This is a genomic window from Flavobacterium chryseum (assembly GCF_004362015.1).
GTDB lineage: Bacteria > Bacteroidota > Bacteroidia > Flavobacteriales > Flavobacteriaceae > Flavobacterium.
In genome coordinates, this window is sequence record NZ_SNWW01000010.1 from 114744 (window position 1) to 130949 (window position 16206).

The 16206-nt window shown below is 34.6% G+C and carries 11 protein-coding genes; 4 read left to right on the plus strand and 7 right to left on the minus strand.

Annotated elements, in window-relative coordinates; genetic code table 11:
- Positions 1–56: 56 nt before the first annotated feature.
- Complete coding sequence (locus EV143_RS17960) at positions 57–1079, minus strand: helix-turn-helix domain-containing protein (RefSeq protein ID WP_133509325.1); 1023 nt, start codon at positions 1077–1079, stop codon at positions 57–59.
- Positions 1080–1288: 209 nt separating this feature from the next.
- Between EV143_RS17960 and EV143_RS17965 the strand changes: the two genes are divergently transcribed.
- From EV143_RS17965 to EV143_RS17975, 3 genes are all read left to right on the plus strand, one after another.
- Positions 1289–1792, plus strand: a complete 504-nt coding sequence (locus tag EV143_RS17965; RefSeq protein ID WP_133509326.1) for a DNA-deoxyinosine glycosylase — start codon at positions 1289–1291, stop codon at positions 1790–1792.
- A 243-nt stretch (positions 1793–2035) separates the two neighbouring features.
- Positions 2036–2470, plus strand: a complete 435-nt coding sequence (locus EV143_RS17970; protein ID WP_133509327.1) for a DUF6526 family protein — start codon at positions 2036–2038, stop codon at positions 2468–2470.
- Positions 2471–2958: 488 nt separating this feature from the next.
- A complete protein-coding gene (locus EV143_RS17975) occupies positions 2959–3873 on the plus strand; it encodes a hypothetical protein (RefSeq protein ID WP_133509328.1) in 915 nt (304 codons plus the stop codon).
- A 291-nt stretch (positions 3874–4164) separates the two neighbouring features.
- Here the strand turns inward: EV143_RS17975 and EV143_RS17980 are convergent, their stop codons facing one another.
- The 6 genes from EV143_RS17980 to EV143_RS18005 all read right to left on the minus strand — a co-directional run bounded on the left by EV143_RS17980 (position 4165) and on the right by EV143_RS18005 (position 14064).
- Complete coding sequence (locus tag EV143_RS17980) at positions 4165–6189, minus strand: glycoside hydrolase family 97 protein (protein ID WP_133509329.1); 2025 nt, start codon at positions 6187–6189, stop codon at positions 4165–4167.
- A gap of 26 nt (positions 6190–6215) precedes the next feature.
- Entirely contained in the window at positions 6216–7457 is a 1242-nt protein-coding gene (locus tag EV143_RS17985; RefSeq protein WP_133509330.1) for a glycoside hydrolase family 71/99-like protein, read from the minus strand.
- Positions 7458–7884: 427 nt separating this feature from the next.
- Positions 7885–9396 (minus strand): RagB/SusD family nutrient uptake outer membrane protein, encoded by a 1512-nt coding sequence (locus EV143_RS17990; protein ID WP_133509331.1) that lies wholly within the window; start codon positions 9394–9396, stop codon positions 7885–7887.
- Between the two features lie 24 nt (positions 9397–9420).
- A complete protein-coding gene (locus EV143_RS17995) occupies positions 9421–12420 on the minus strand; it encodes a SusC/RagA family TonB-linked outer membrane protein (RefSeq protein WP_133509332.1) in 3000 nt (999 codons plus the stop codon).
- Between the two features lie 29 nt (positions 12421–12449).
- On the minus strand, positions 12450–13532 hold the full coding sequence (locus EV143_RS18000; RefSeq protein ID WP_133509333.1) for a hypothetical protein: 1083 nt from the start codon (positions 13530–13532) through the stop codon (positions 12450–12452).
- 7 nt (positions 13533–13539) lie between these two features.
- Complete coding sequence (locus EV143_RS18005) at positions 13540–14064, minus strand: DUF5004 domain-containing protein (protein ID WP_133509334.1); 525 nt, start codon at positions 14062–14064, stop codon at positions 13540–13542.
- Between the two features lie 480 nt (positions 14065–14544).
- On the opposite strand from EV143_RS18005, the gene EV143_RS18010 reads away from it, so the two are divergent.
- A complete protein-coding gene (locus EV143_RS18010; RefSeq protein WP_133509335.1) occupies positions 14545–16143 on the plus strand; it encodes a DUF6377 domain-containing protein in 1599 nt (532 codons plus the stop codon).
- The last annotated feature ends 63 nt before the right edge of the window (positions 16144–16206 follow it).

Sequence of the window (16206 nt, forward strand, 5' to 3'; positions counted from 1 at the left end):
TCTTTGGCTCTAAGAAAACCTTTGAGCCTATGAACTTTTGCAACTTTGAACCTCTCTTAAGCTGTTATAGCCAACGGATTCAAATTAAATTTATATTCTTTTGGGCTGCAGTTGAATTTTTGTTTGAAGATTTTAGAGAAATAGCTTCTGCTTGTAAAACCAATGCAGTATACAATTTCAGAGATATTTAAGTCTGAAGTTCTAATTAGAATTTCGGCTTTTAAAACTCTCATATGAGTGATGTAGTCATTTACAGTTCGGTTATGAATCATTTTAAAACCTTCCTGTAATTTATTTGGAGATAAACCAGATCTTTTACTTAATGATTTAATCGTAAATGCTTCTTCAGGATTTGCTTTTATCGCTTCAGAAAGTTCTTTAATTTCTTCCATTTCTCGTAAAGTCAAACAATTTGAATCTTTAGAAACAGCAAGTAAATCATCTGTATGTTGTTGAATTTCCATTGCAAGGATAATTTTCAAAATACCTTCTTTCAATAAATTACGAACAATTCCGTTTTGAGTAATCGCGTTCAATTGCTCTATTTTTTCGGCAATTCTTAAATTATAAGAACCTGTGTAAAAGAAATCTTCCGAAGTATTTTCTCCGAAAAAAGTTTCTCTTACGCTTTCATTTAAAGAATTCGTTTTACTAGTCGTAACCTGAGTTCCAACAATAATTAAAGTAAATTGAGTCTTTGTTTCTTTTTCAAAAAATAAAACGTGTTCCTGATCTTGTTTTGATGATAGAATAGCGGTTTGAAAAGTTTTCAATTTTTTTTCCTCGCCTGTAATTCCAAAACTATGAGATAAATTTCCCTTTGAGCAATAAGCAAAATACACGGGAGAAGCTTTCAAATTTGTAATATTCATTCTAACATCAACAGCAAAAGTCATATCAAATTGTATGTATGAGATATCATCGTTGAAAGAAGAACCAATAATAGATCCTTTGGCAAAATTATTGTTGACTTCTAAAGTATATTCTTCTAAATCGAAAGTTACTTTTCCGCCTACGTTTAAAGTTAACTCGTCAAAAATATTATTAATTTTCTCTGTATTTATCTCAACTATTTTCATCTTGCGTGGATTTTAAATTCTAACTTTATTATATAGATTTTTCAGAAATAACAATCGTTGTAGAGTCATGAATTCAAGGAAAAATCGATAAGCCAAAGGTCGCTTAATAACAGGCCGAAGTTGTTATATAATTTTTGTATTATGTTTTATAATTATCTCTAAATGATTATTTTAACATTAAATAATTTCGTTAAATTAATTCAATATTTATGAAGAGTTTTTCATTTGATCCAATAACGTCCAATAACGCTAACATTTTGATTTTAGGCACAATGCCCGGAACAAAGTCGTTAGAACTAAACCAGTATTACGGTCATAAACAAAATAATTTCTGGAAGTTTATGTTTACCATTTTAAAAGAAGATTTTTCAGACGATTACCAAATCAGGAAAGCACTTCTTCAAAAAAACAATATTGCACTTTGGGACGTTTTACAATTTTGCGATCGTGTAGGAAGTTTAGACAGCGCCATAAAAAATGAAATAGCCAATGACTTCGAATCGTTTTTAGAAACACATTCAAACATAAAAACCATAATTTTTAATGGTCAAAAAGCCGCAGTATTTTTCAAAAAATATGTTCACCTAAACAAAACCTATAATCTTATTACACTGCCTTCATCAAGCCCGGCAAATGCAAGCAAATCTTATAACTCGAAATTAGAAGAATGGAGAATAATCGAAAATACTATAATTCAAAAAAGAGACGTTTGAATTCTATAAAATTTAAATTTTATAATGTAACAGAATTCGATTACTGTGTTTATAATTTTACAATAGGTTTTAAGATATTTAGATAATTGAAACGCTATTAATTTATAAAGACTCACTATTTATAAATTCCTACAATAGATACGATTATAAAAATATTGGTTGTTAGTTTATTTTAAACAAAAGCTACTCTTTTTTAGAGTGGCTTTTGTTAATTTAACACCTTACCTTTAATGCAAAAAAGTCATGAAAGTTCAAACTTATTCAAACCATATCAGGTTTTATCCCTGGCACCACTTTGTCTACTATCCTGTTCTTACGATATTTTTAGTAGCAAGTATTTACTTTGCCTTTCATACAGACGATCATTTAATATGGTCGTTTATTAGTGTAGGTTTTGTGTTCTTGTTTTGTCTTGCTTTTATGCTGCGCCAGCATTATGCCCTTATTTTACAAAACAGAATTGTTTGCTTAGAACTTCGTTACCGCTATTTTACTCTTACCGGAAAAAGACTCGAAGAATTTGAATATAAACTAAGCAAAGATCAAATTTTCGCCTTACGTTTTGCTCCAGATGAAGAATTGCTTCCACTCATCGAAGATGCACTCAAAAACAATCTAAGCGGCGATGCCATTAAAAAAGCAATTGTACACTGGAAAGCCGATTACAACCGCGTCTAATTCGAAAAAATCAATAAACTTCATAAGTCTCTAATTACAGAGGCTTTTTTTTTACTCAGAACCTCAGAATCTTAGAAGCTTAAGAAGAACCTGGGCGTGCCACCATTTAAAAAAAGGCCCTTATTAAGATGGCGTTCATTGGGCCTTTTCTTAAATGCTGTCGGGCTATCCGGGCTACTTCGGTAGCTTCCTCCTATCCCTCACGCGGACAATCGTTTTCAAAAGGCAATTTCATTCAAAAGCCAAACAAACACTGCGATTTTTAAAAGGTTTTTTTCCTTCAATAAAAATATTTTTAGATGTATTTTCATATAATTAATAATAAATTCAATTTCTGTTTTTGCGGCAAAAAAGCATATAAAATAACGTATAAAACTGACTATCAGACATATTACATTAAAAAATATTAAAAGAAAACACAAAGTGAATGAAAATTTTTGTTAACTTTAAATGTTAAAATTTTATCACTAAAAAATCAAAAAAATCTTATGAAAAAATTACTCTATTTGCTCATAGTTTTCTTTTTAGGGTTTGCATCACAAGCACAAATTGTTGCAGAAGCCACTTTAAAAGATAGTTTAGTTAATGTAAAAGATGAATCGATTAATTATCAGAATCAGACACTCGATGATTTATCGTGGCACGGAAGACGTTTTAAAGTTTCCGCAGGAGTATTTTTTCCTACCAATAATACAGAAGTAGAAGTAGGAAGCAACAATGGTGAATTCGGTAATTTGATTGATTTTGAAAAAGATCTTGGTTTTAATAAAAACACCGTTTCGTTTGCAGCTGCATTCGAGTGGAGAATTTCAAGAAGATCACGACTTGGAACTGAATATTTTTATCTAAAAAGAACGGCAAGTAAAGTACTTCAACGAGAAATTGAATTTGGTGATCATGTTTATCCTGTAGATGCAAGAGTTTCTGCTTTTATGGACAATCAAATTTACCGACTTGTTTATGGATATGCCTTTATATCTAAACCAACATATGAAATAGGAGCACTTATAGGAGCACATGTAATGTTTGCCGATGTGGGTATAAGATTAGAAGGAAACACCGCACAGGCAGAATATAGAGATAATTTTGACTTTACTGCTCCACTTCCCGATCTTGGGCTTTGGGGAGAATTTGTATTAGCAGATAAGTGGGGACTTTATGTAAACGCTAATTATTTCGCTTTAAAAGTTGATAATGTAGACGGAAGACTTTTGAGTTATAATCTTTCTGTCTTGTATAATGTATATAAAAACTTTAGCATAACAGCCGGATATACAGGCTTAAACATCAGAGTCGATGTAGAAAGAGAACGACTAAACGGTTTCTTTAAATGGGGATATAACGGTCCAACTATTGCGGCAACTTATGCCTTTGGCGGACGTGTTAAGCTTTATAAACATTAGGTTTTTGAGGTGCTGAGTTGCTAAGGTTCTGAGGTACTAAGTTTTTTAAAGGCTTTGAGGTGCAAAGGTTTAGAGACGCGTAGTTTTGTCATTTCGAGGAACGAGAAATCACATAAAGTGGGTTTGCGCAAAGTTTAACCACATTCTTTGAGTTAAAGTAATAACCGAATACGTGATGTGATTTCTCCTTCGTCGAAATGACACAACTTGTAATCAAAAAACCCGACATCTTTTTCAAAAAAGATGCCGGGTTCATTGCTCAAACTTAACTCAAAATAAACGTAAACTAACTTATTTCTGTATCGGAGAAAATTTTATAGCTGTTCCTCCGCCAGCTGCGAGTTTAATATCTAATATCGTTTTACTATTTACTTTTTGTTTTGAAATCGTAACCGGATACGGATTCGTTTTATAGTCTGCTCCTGTTCCATCGGCATAAATTTCGGCTTCATATTCTTTTCCATTATCTAAAAATGATAAGGCTACTTTAAGATTTCTGGCATTGCTGTTGGTTATAGAACCTAAATACCAGTTTTTCTCGTCCCAGTCTTTACGGACGATTGTAGTGTATTCTCCAATTTTAGAATCTAATACTTTAGTGTCAGACCAATTGCAAGGCACTTCTTTTACAAACTGAAATTCCGGTTTTCCTTCATAATTCTCCGGTAAGTCTGAAGCCATTTGCAACGGACTAAAAACAATAACATACAAGGCCAATTGGTTTGCCAAAGTCGTTTGTACTCTGGCTTTTGATGGCGTTTTATAATCAAAATTAAAATTGCCCGGCGTATAATCAAAAGGGCCGGAAAGCATTCTGGTAAAAGGCAAAGTCGTTAAATGTTCCGGCGTATTTCCGCCATCTACAGACCATGCATTGTATTCTTGTCCTCTTCCGCCTTCCTGCGACATAAAGTTTGGATACGTTCTTTGTATTCCCGTACCTTTTATTGGTTCATGATTGTCGATCATGATATGATATTTGGCTGCTGTTTCCATCACTTTTCTGTAATGACGTGCACCATATTGACTATCATGCCATTCTTTTTTATCTAAATATTTATTGACATAGCCCGTTTTTACGGTATTTACGCCCATTTTATTGTACAGTTTGAAAGCGTCTTCTAACTGGTTTTCATAGTTTTTTGTAGCGCCGGCCGTTTCGTGATGTCCAATTAAGCGAACATTTTTGATGGCTGCATATTTGGTGATTTCTTCTAAGTTAAAATCAGGATAAGCTTTTACAAAACTAAATGCAGATCCGTCTGCTGTCCAGTCGCCGTCCCAGCCTTCGTTCCAGCCTTCTACCAGAACACCGTCGAAATTGTTTTTCGCAGCAAAATCAATATATTCTTTGGTGTTTTTAGTTGTGGCACCATGTTTTGGTCCTTGCCCCCAGGTAAATTTTTCTAAATGCATTCCCCACCAGATTCCGATATATTTTGAAGGTGTAATCCAGGAAAGATCTTCAATTTTTGATGGCTCGTTTAAATTCAGCATAATGGTAGAAGTTGCTACTTCTCCCGGCGTTTTTCCAACAACGATAGTTCTCCAGGGCGTTTTAAAAGGCGTTTCGGCATATACTTTCACGCCATCTGCCCATGGAACCAAATCACTTTTGTATTGTTTATCATTGGTTTTTAATAACGTCATTGACGCAAAATCGGTTAAATTGGCTTCGTGAATCGCCACAAATAATTTCTCTTTGGTTTCAAAAGTTGCCGGCGTATTAATCGTATCCGTTTTGCTGGTTGGCGTTTTACGATAGGTACTTTCGTAATAACTGTTTTCGCGATGCACCGGAATCCACCAAACATTGTTATCTGATTTAAAAGTAAACTGGGTTATTTCATTCGAGATTTTGACTTTTCCTAAATGAGGTTGTTTCGGAAATTCATATCGAAAACCAACTCCGTCATCAAAAACCCTGAAAATAATATCAACCAAACGTTCTTCTCCCGTTGATTCTTTCAAATGGACAATCAATTCGTTGTGATGATCTCTTACTTTTTTGAATTCTCCCCAAGGTTGTTCCCAAGTTTGATCTGCCGATTTTTCTTCGGTAGAAACCACTTCAAAACCTTCTGTCATTTTTGGAATTCCCTGAAATTCAAATCCCAAAAGAGAAGGTTCTATAACCGATTTTCCGTTAGAAGTAAAACTATATTCAGGCTGACCAGAAGCTGTTAATTCAAAAACTAATTCGGTGTTTTTTCCGGGAGAACTGATTTTGTATGTTTTTTTAGTACTGGAACTGCAGGCAAACATCAATATCGATGTGAAAACGATCAGGCAGTAGCTATATCTTATTTTTTTCATTATTTAATTGTATTAATTACAACTCTTTATTTAATTTCATTGATTACTTCTTTTGCTTTTGCAGGCTGCATCGAAACAAAATAATTAAAGGCCTGATCTAATTTTTTCTGGGCATCGGCATTGCCTTTTTTTGCTGTTCTTAAGTTATATAATTTACTGATTTCAGGAAATACGCTTTCAGTATTTTTAACGCCTGCAAAAGTTTTTACTTTTTCGATATACGTGTATCCAAATTCTACTGTTGGTTCGAACATGGTTCCTTCTCCAAAGTCATTCCAGGTAATCAATTGCAGGTAATTTAGATTTGCGTTTTTAGCTAGTAAAAGTGTTTCGTCAAGCGTTGCTCCATTATTGTGTTCGATGGTCCATCCAATCGCTGCTCCGCCTCCGCCAGCTGCATAAAAATCTTTAAAACCGGGATAGGCACTTCCTATTGCAACATTCAGTTTTGGTTTTGTATTGGTGTAGAAATTCGTTAGAAAACTATTGTCTTTGTAAACCCACGCATATTCTCCGGAAGCATTTGCTCCGGCTTCTACAGATTGATCCCAAAGCGTTAATAAAGCAGGTTTTGTGGTTATGGAATTAAAAACATTTGTCCATTCTGCAGGCGTTTGCAATACAATTGGACCAAAATTAAGCAGCAATGGTTTTCCGTTTATTTTGATGTAGTTCGCATCATCAAAATAATTTTTCTCCATGTACGCCAAATCGGTTTTAGCAGCTCCGGTTACCGAAATTGCTTTTCCGGCATCGACTACATTTTTTGTTACTCTGTCTTCGTAAACAATGGCATATTCCAGACCTACTTTGTCTAACATTGCAATCAATTGTTCGGTGTTTTCTTTGACCATTCTGTAATCATTAACATCAAATGTGCCGTACCAATCGATTAAAACTCCATCGATTCCGGAGTATTTCATCAAAAGCAAATGATTTTCGATCACATTTTTATCTCCTGAATGATACGGACCAATCAGCGGATAATAATACGATGCAATTTCTCTGCGATTGTTGGCTCCAATGTTGTTGGGATTTTTGTTGGCCATTGTCCAGTGATAGCCCCATTTTTTATCGGCACTGCTTTCGTTGGTTTCAAACCAGGGCATGTAGTGCACGTAAATTTTGGTGCTGTTTGTTTTTTCGATGGCGACGGGTTTTACTACTTCTGCCTCGGATGCATCTGAACTTTTGTCATCGTTGCTGCAACCAGTGGCGACTAAAATATTCAAAATCCCAAAAAACAATAATGTGATGTATTTTTTCATATTGATTTACTATTATTTTATGACTGTTCTTGAGCTTTTTTTTTACCGCAGTTTAAAGGATTAAAAAGATTTTATTTAATGCTTAAATAGTCAGTCTTTGCCTAAAATTATTTCACGCAGATTTAAATGGATTTAAGCAGATTTTGCAGATTTATTGTAACTATATCAAAACTAAATCTGCTTTAATCTGCCGAATCTGCGTGAAGCCTTTTTTAATCATTTTTAATCTTCTAATCCTTGAATAAAATTATTTCACGCAGATTTAAATGGATTTAGGCAGATTTTGCAGATTTATTGTAAACTACATTAAAAACTAAATCTGCAAAATCTGCGTGAAACCTTTTTTTAATCATTTTAATCTTCGGCAAAAAAATAAAAACATGTCAGCCTTCCACGACTAACCAACATGGAAGACTGACATTTAAGCCTAGTTTACAGGATAACCAGGATTTTGCTTAAGATTTTTATTTGTCGTTAAAACAGTACTCGGAATCGGGAAAATTGCTCTGTATGGTTCTGTTGCTCCTTTTTCCCACCATGGCTGGAAGAATGTTCCAAAACGGATATTATCTGTTCTTCTTCTTCCTTCAAAAGTAAATTCCTTTAGCAATTCTTTATCTATAAAATTAAGATCTATTACGGCTGGCATTTCTTCTCCGGCACGCGTTGTTATTTGTTGTAAAAATGGTTTTGCCAAATCTGCAGATCCTAAACGAACGTAGCATTCGGCTTGCATCATTAAAATTTCGGCATATCGAATTAGAACAAAATCGTGATCGCGTTCCCACATTTCTCCAGCTTTCATTTCGTATTTTCCTAAACGAACACCTTCATTTTCTTTGGCATCGGCAACACTTGTTACTGTTTCTGTATAGGTTAAAGGCTCTCCGTTATCCATCATTATAACTTGTCCCGTTGCTAAGTTTATCTGATCTCCGGCTACCATACATTTTCTTCTTTTATCTGTTTCAGCAAAAGCAGAATAAACGCCTGGTTGCGCGCACATTCCGTTGGCACTCCAAGGATAATCTCCTATCGCAGAAAGCGTTAATTTATGCAAATAGTGACAAGACATTGATGACATATAATTCCCTACTGTTCCTGCTTTTGAATCGTAAGGAATGGCAAAAATAATTTCTGGTGACTTTTGATTTTCTGTTGCGAAATTGGCGAAGAAATCTGGCGTTAAAGTATAACCTGTCACTTTCTGGCACATATTGATGCAATCCTGCCAACGCGGCGTTCCTATAAAAGCTTCAGAATTAAGATATAATCTTGCCAATACAGAGTAAGCAACGTTTTTAGTGAATTTAGAATACACTATATTGGAGGTTAAATGCGGAATGGCATCCAGCAATTCTTTCTCCACAAAATCGTAAACTTGTTTTCTTGTAGAATTGGATGGCAAAGCTGTATCTTCAAAATTGACTACGATTGGCACATTCCCAAATAAATCTAAAAGATTATAATAGTAATACGCTCTCAACGCTTTTAATTCAGCATAAATTGGTGCTTTTGCCGCATCTGTCAATGATGATTTATCGATTTGATAAATGATCGAATTGATCTTTGCAATTCCGGTATAATTGTAACGCCATGCTGAAAGAATCATACGATTATCTGCTTTCCAGGTATGTTTTTGTGCATCCTGATATTGCCCGCCATCGTACCAGTTTGTTCCTCTTGTTGGAATTGTGGCTTCATCTGAAACGGTTTCATTCAAAAAGAATACGTATTCGCAAGTTGGGTAATTATTTGATATTCCATCGGCAAAACCTCTTAACGATGAATAAGCTCCACCTACAAGCGCATCAATTTCTTTAGGAGTGTTTCCAAAATTTCCATCTTCTACTCTATCGTATAAATCTTCATCTAAATCTGTACATGATATCGTAAAAAGCATGCTCATCAATATTGCGGCTGTTATTTTGATTTTCATTTTCTATATTTTTGAGTTAATCGCTTAGTTATTTAGCGTAAAATTTAATCCAACAGAAATGGTTGTTGGGCGAGGATAATTATTGTACTTATCGATTCCCGGCGATGCTAGTCCGGTTTGATCTACACCATCTTGTGCATTTAAACCAATTTCCGGATCAACGCCTTTGTAGTTGGTAAATACGGCAAGATTTTCTCCCATAACATAAAGTCTCAATTTTGAACCTTTGTATTTTAATGGCAAAGTATAACCAACAGAAACGGTTTGAAGCCTGAAGAATGAAGCATCTTCTATCCAATAACTTGAATATTTCGGCGCCGATGTGATTCCGCTATTTAAGAAATCATCCGGAACATTATAAGATGGTAATCTGTTTGGGTCGTTTAACATCATGTTGGTTGCATTCAATGCTTTTTGACCGAACATTCCATAACCTGAAACTCCAAGATCGAAGTTTCCGTAAGTAAAATTCATTCCGATACCTAAAGTCAGATCCGGCTGAATGTTTCCTAAATCTCTTTTATCTGCATCAACCAAAACATTGTCTAAAACTTTTTCGCCTGCTGCATTGTAGTACAACATTTTTCCATCGGCGTCAAGCCCTGCACTTTGAAAACCCCAGAAAGTTCCAACAGGATATCCTTCGGCAATAATTTGAGAATATTGTCCTGACATTCCCGCTAAACCGTGTAAAGATCCGCTGTAGATAACATCCGTTTTATAGGTTGGATTTGAAAGTTTTTCAATTTTTTGAACGTTATGTCCAAGCGTTAAATTAGCATCCCAGGAAAATTTATCTCCTTTTACAATGTCTGCATTCAACGTAAGTTCAACTCCTTTGTTTGACATTTCACCAACGTTTGCCAACATTGTTCCCACTAAATAGGGCGGTTGTGGCACTTCATACGTATATAATAAATCTTTTGTTGTTTTAGAATAATATTCGAATGAACCTGTGATTCTGTTAAAAAGACTAAAATCGATACCAATATTTACTTGTTCTGTAGACTCCCATTTTAAATCAGGATTTGGGTTTTGTTTTGGCGAATAGGCCAAACTCCAGGTTCCTGTAACGGGATCGTAGTAACTGTCGTTTCCAACTCCTAAAATCGAAAGTGATTTGTATTCGCCAATTCCGTCCTGATTACCGGTAATTCCCCAACCCACTCTTAATTTTAAATTTCCAAGCCAGTCTTTTGTTGAAGTCATAAATTCTTCGTTAGAAATTCTCCACGCCGCAGATGCTGACGGGAAAGTTCCCCATTTATTATTTTCTCCGAAACGGCTTGAACCATCACGTCTAACTGTTCCTGTCAATAAATATTTTCCGTCGTACCCATAATTGGCACGTGCATAAAAGGAAACCAGATTTGATTTTCCTTTATACGAATACACATCGCCCAAACGGTAATTGTAACCTGCACCTAAGTTGTTATAACTAAAAGCATCTGTAACAAAACCAGAACGTTGCGCGCCGAAACCTTCGTAAATATTTTCTAAATAAGAATATCCTGCAAGTGCGCTAATATTATGCTTATCGATTACTTTCGTATAATTTACATACAATTCTCCTTGTGCATTGGTATATTCTGCATATGTTTTTTGAGCATAACCACCTTCTGTTCTTCCTTCTAAAACAGCGTATGAAGGTTTATAAGTATTTCCCTGAACGGCATTATGTTCCATCGAAATATTGGCAACTGCCATGAAATGATTCAAAAATTTAACCTCTGTTTTAAAGTAACCCAAAAGTCTGTGTCTTTCATTATCAACCGTTCTGTTAGTTAAAATTTCAACCGGATTTTCGTAGATATTTCCTCCAACAGAAGAAAAATTTCCATTGGCATCATAAACCGGAATTGTTGGGTTTAAGTTGTAAGCACGTTCAAAAATTCTGTAATCTAACGGATGCCATTTGTCGATATTTGCGAACAAGCCCATATCAAACTTTACATCCTTATTTTCTCCAAGATATTGATAGGCACTTACATTTCCGCTTATTCTTTCTAATCCGGTCGATTTTATAACGCCTTCATTATTTAAATAGGAAAGTGAAGCTCTAAAACCGCTGTCTGTTTTTCCGGAATTAATGCTTAATGTATGCGATTGCGAAATGGCGGTTTGTTCTAATTCTTTTTGCCAGTTGGTATTTCCGCCAAAATCTACAGCGTCCATATTTCCGGTTTGACGCACATAACCTCTCCATTGATTGGCTGATAACAAATCTAAATTATCTGCTACATAACCCACGCTTGATAAACCGCTATAGGTAACAGAAACGCCTTTTGTTCCTGATTTTGTCGTGATAATGATTACTCCGTTTGCTCCTCTTGATCCGTATATGGCTGTCGCCGAAGCATCTTTTAGAACGTCTACTGATTTAATATCAGATGGCTGAACGATATTGATGTCTACTCCCGCAATTCCGTCAACGACAATAAGCGGACTGTTACTTGCTGTTAATGAAGTTCCTCCGCGTAAGCGTAAAGTTGAACCTGCAGCCGGATCTCCGGAAGGACGAATGATGTTAAGTCCCGCCACTTTTCCCTGCAAAACCTGTTCTGTAGAAGAAATGGTTCCTTTAACTAAATCATCTGCACCAACTGTGGAAATGGCTCCTGTTAAATCTGATTTCTTTTGCGTTCCGTATCCAACAGAAACAACCTGAACTTCTGCCAGTTGATAACCATCGTTTTGCAAACGAACATCAATATTAGAAGATGCTGCGGTGATTTGAACTTTTTGTGTTGATGATCCTATAAATGAAACTTCGATTGCACCTCCTGTGGCTACCTCCAAAGTAAATTTTCCGTCGAAATCTGTTGTGGTTGCGTTTTTTGTACCTACTTCAATAACCGAAGCTCCCGGCAACACACTTCCTGTATTGTCATAAACGGTACCTGAAACTTTCTTTTTTCCCTGAGCAAAAATTCCTGCCGAAAGGAAAAGCATGAAAATCATGAATACCACCGATTTAGTAGTCCACATGTGATGCAGGACTATTTTTTTATTTTTACTATTCATTAGAATTCGTGTTTTAATTTGATAGTGAATTATTTGTCTAAAGTTTTAAGCGGAATTGAGGTATCCGAAATTGTTTTGTCTTTATTGTCTTTGACCAAAACATGAATTTCACTTAAATTCGGAACGTCCTTAAGCTCTGAAACCAGATTGACAAATCCTTTTATTTCAGCAACTCCTCCTGTAAACTCACCTGAAATTACTTTGCTTCCTGCTGTAATGGTGTAGATCAATTTGTTTACGCCCGGTTCGTTATTTTTTCTGTAAATACCCAGAAAATCTTTCTGACTAATTTGCAAAGGGAAATATCCAAATACCGGTGCTGGCGGCGGTACATAAGCTCCCGCATATAAAACCTGATCCGGAGTTGTTCCTGCCCAATCGTCTTTTACCATCAGGAAAACTAAGTTTTTCATCTCGTAACCATCCGGGGCATTGTAATACTGTTTTGGAACTAAATCCATTTTATAAAAACCGTTTCCTAAATCTTTTAGCTTTGTTTTTTCTACAATGTCCGGTAACCATGATTGGTATTCTTGTTTAAGATCCCAATCGTTCAATCCGCTATGCATGTGTACGCTTGTCGCGCCTGCAAAGCCCGGAGCCAGATTAGCATTAAATAAAATACTAACTCCTTTGTCGAGTGTTGGTTTTGTTGGATAAGCTCTGATTAACTCATTTGCCGTATAAAAAGAAGAAAAATCAGTATAAGGCATATTGGCCACTTCACTTTGTTTTGATCCGGTTTTGTTTTTTAAACGAAACCAAAATCCTGCGCTCGCCGCAATTTCTGCCGGAGTTTTAGAAAAATAAGCTGTTGGTGTTAAATTAAAACTCCAGACTTTATTGCCTACATAAGTTAGTTTTGCAAAATCAGATGAGTTTTCCCAATTGCCCGCATCCGGTTCAGATGGTGACCAAATCCAGATATAAAGATCTTCCGTTTCTGCAAATGTGGTTCCCGAAAGATCAAAATACCAGGTAACCTGTTCATCGTATTTGTACACGACCGGAAATGATGACATTGCGCCTACAGCTCCCGTGGTTTCTTGCGCCTGGATGAAATTAGGAACCATCAAAAGGGCAAGTAAAATTGTATATAGAAATTTTTTCATATTACTTTTAATTAATAGCAGTTAATTTGAATACATAAGACGCATAGGCACTTCCGCCGGAAGAATGCACTAATTTTAATTCCATTTCGTCATTATTTCCAGGAACTGAAGTCAATTTAAGTTCATCTGTTTTCTGCGTCTTTTGTGCATCGCTGTACAAATAAATAGCTACAGGACCACTTGCGTTTGTTTGCTGGAAATCTGAACTTAATCTCCAAAAACCTTTAGGAGCAAATAAAGGCGGAACGTCTCCTAAAACTTCATAACTTGTTGGCTGGTTCTTTTCATCTACGTTGAATTTGATTTTAAAATCTTCGTAGTTAAAGTAAGTACTCAAGTTTTCTTCATGCGGTTCGATGGCATTTGTTATGGCAAATTCATCAACCAATTTCAAATTTGTTAATCCCCAATTTCCGTTTACTTTCTCATAAAGGGTAATCGGATCAACGTAGCTTCCGTCTTCGGTATTATCACAGCCAATGACTGTTAAACACATAAAAACAGCTAACCAATAAATACTTTTACATTTCATAATTTTGTGGTTTGATTGTTAGTTTTTTATTCCCTTAAGAACAGAACGAAGCTAGACGTTAAATAAATCTTAAAAAAAATATCTGAGAAAAATCAAGATGAAAATGAAGTAAAAATTTATTTAATTAATTGCAAATCAATTATTTATAATAATTTTATATTTGAAAAAATCAAGGTCTTGTTGAGATGAAAACAGGCTATTATTTAATGGTAAAAATGACAATATCAGAATTAAAGCGTATATTTTTTTCACTATACATATATATAATTAGTTTTTATTGTATAATTGTAAATTATTAAACTACTTTTAACATTTAGAACTCATTTCCAGACTTTTTTACTTGTTTTCAAATGCATTTCAATGATGTTGAAAATTTTCCGAAGTTGTTAATCAGCAACTTTCAAATTTATTTTTGAATTAAAACGAATTAACTCACCAAGACCCAAAAAACGATTTTATACCCTAAACCAAAACAGAACCATGCGAAGAATATTGATTCTATTTTTTTTTATTGCAGGTTTTTCTCTAACTGCGAAAGAGACTAATCCTGTTCTTGAAGAATTAGATAAAGTGCTTCTTAAAAAAGAGGTTTACTTAAAAAAGAAGTACCAAAAAATTGAAGCTTTAAAAAAGAATGTCTCAAAATTTACTTTAAGCCAGAACAACGAACAACTTTATAATTGTTATATGTCGTTGTTTGAGGAATATAAATCTTTTAAATACGACTCGGCTTACTATTATTTAGAAGAAGCAAAAGTTAAAGCAATCATTTTAAAAGAACCTCGATTTTTGGCTAAAAGCCGAATTAAAGAAGGTTTCGTATTGCTTTCTTCCGGACTTTTTAAAGAAGCTATTGACACTTTGAATGTTATTGATGACAACAAACTCGACCAAAAAAATAAATTCGAATATTATTCTATAAAAGCCCGCGCCTATTATGATCTGGCCGATTATAACCGTGATCAGCGTTTTAATATTCATTATGTACAACAGGGAAATCATTTCCTGAAAAAAGCTTTAGAATTAATTGGAACCAATACCAATGAATATTGGGCTGCCGAAAGTCTAAAAAGATTAAAACAACAAGATTGGCGCGGTGCCGAATTTGCGTTTAGCTATTGGATTAATAATTATAATTTACCACCTGATTATTACGGCATTGCAACTTCGAGTCTGGGTTATATTTATTCGGAAAGAGGATATACTAAAAAAGCGATTTATTATCTGGCTTTGGCAGCTATTGCCGATGTTAAAAATGCGACCAAAGAAACGGTTGCATTGCGAAATTTAGCCAACGAACTCTTTAAAATGGGTTATCTGGATAAAGCAAATGAGTACATCAATATTGCGATGGATGATGCTACTTTTTATAATGCCAGACACCGTAAAATTGAAATTTCGTCTATTTTACCGATTATTGAAAAAGCACAATTGAATAACGTAAAAGATAAAAATGATAAACTCGAAAAAATCATTATTCTGTTAACGATTCTTACGGTGATTATTATTTTGTTTTTGATTATTATTTTCAAACAATTGAAAGAGAAGAATAAAGCAAGAAGAATTATGGCTTCATCATACCAGCAATTGCAGGAAATGAATGTTAGTTTAAGCGAAGCCAATGCGATTAAAGAAGAATACATTACGTATTTTATAAAGGCAACTTCAGCCTTCATTAATAAGATTGATCATATCCAGAAAAGTACACTTCATAAAATTATTACCAAGAAAACTGATGAAGTTATCGCGAGTCTGAAGCGCTATAATGTAAAAGAAGAACGCGAGAATTTATTCCACCAGTTTGATGAAATTTTCCTGAAATTGTTTCCCACTTTCGTTACCGATTTTAATCATTTATTTCCTAACGACCACAAATGCGTCGTTAAAAAAGGTGAACTTTTAAATACGGAACTTCGCATTTTTGCCTTGTATCGTTTAGGAATTCAGGACAGCAGTCAAATGGCAGAATTTCTTGAACTTTCTGTAGCTACAATTTATACGTATAAAACCAGAATTAAAAGCAAATCAGACTTTAAAGATACTTTTGAAGAGAAAATTATGGCGATTAAAACGATTTAAATTATTGTTTTTTTGCCACGAATTTCACGAATTTTCGCTAATTTTTTTTTAAAATCAAAGACA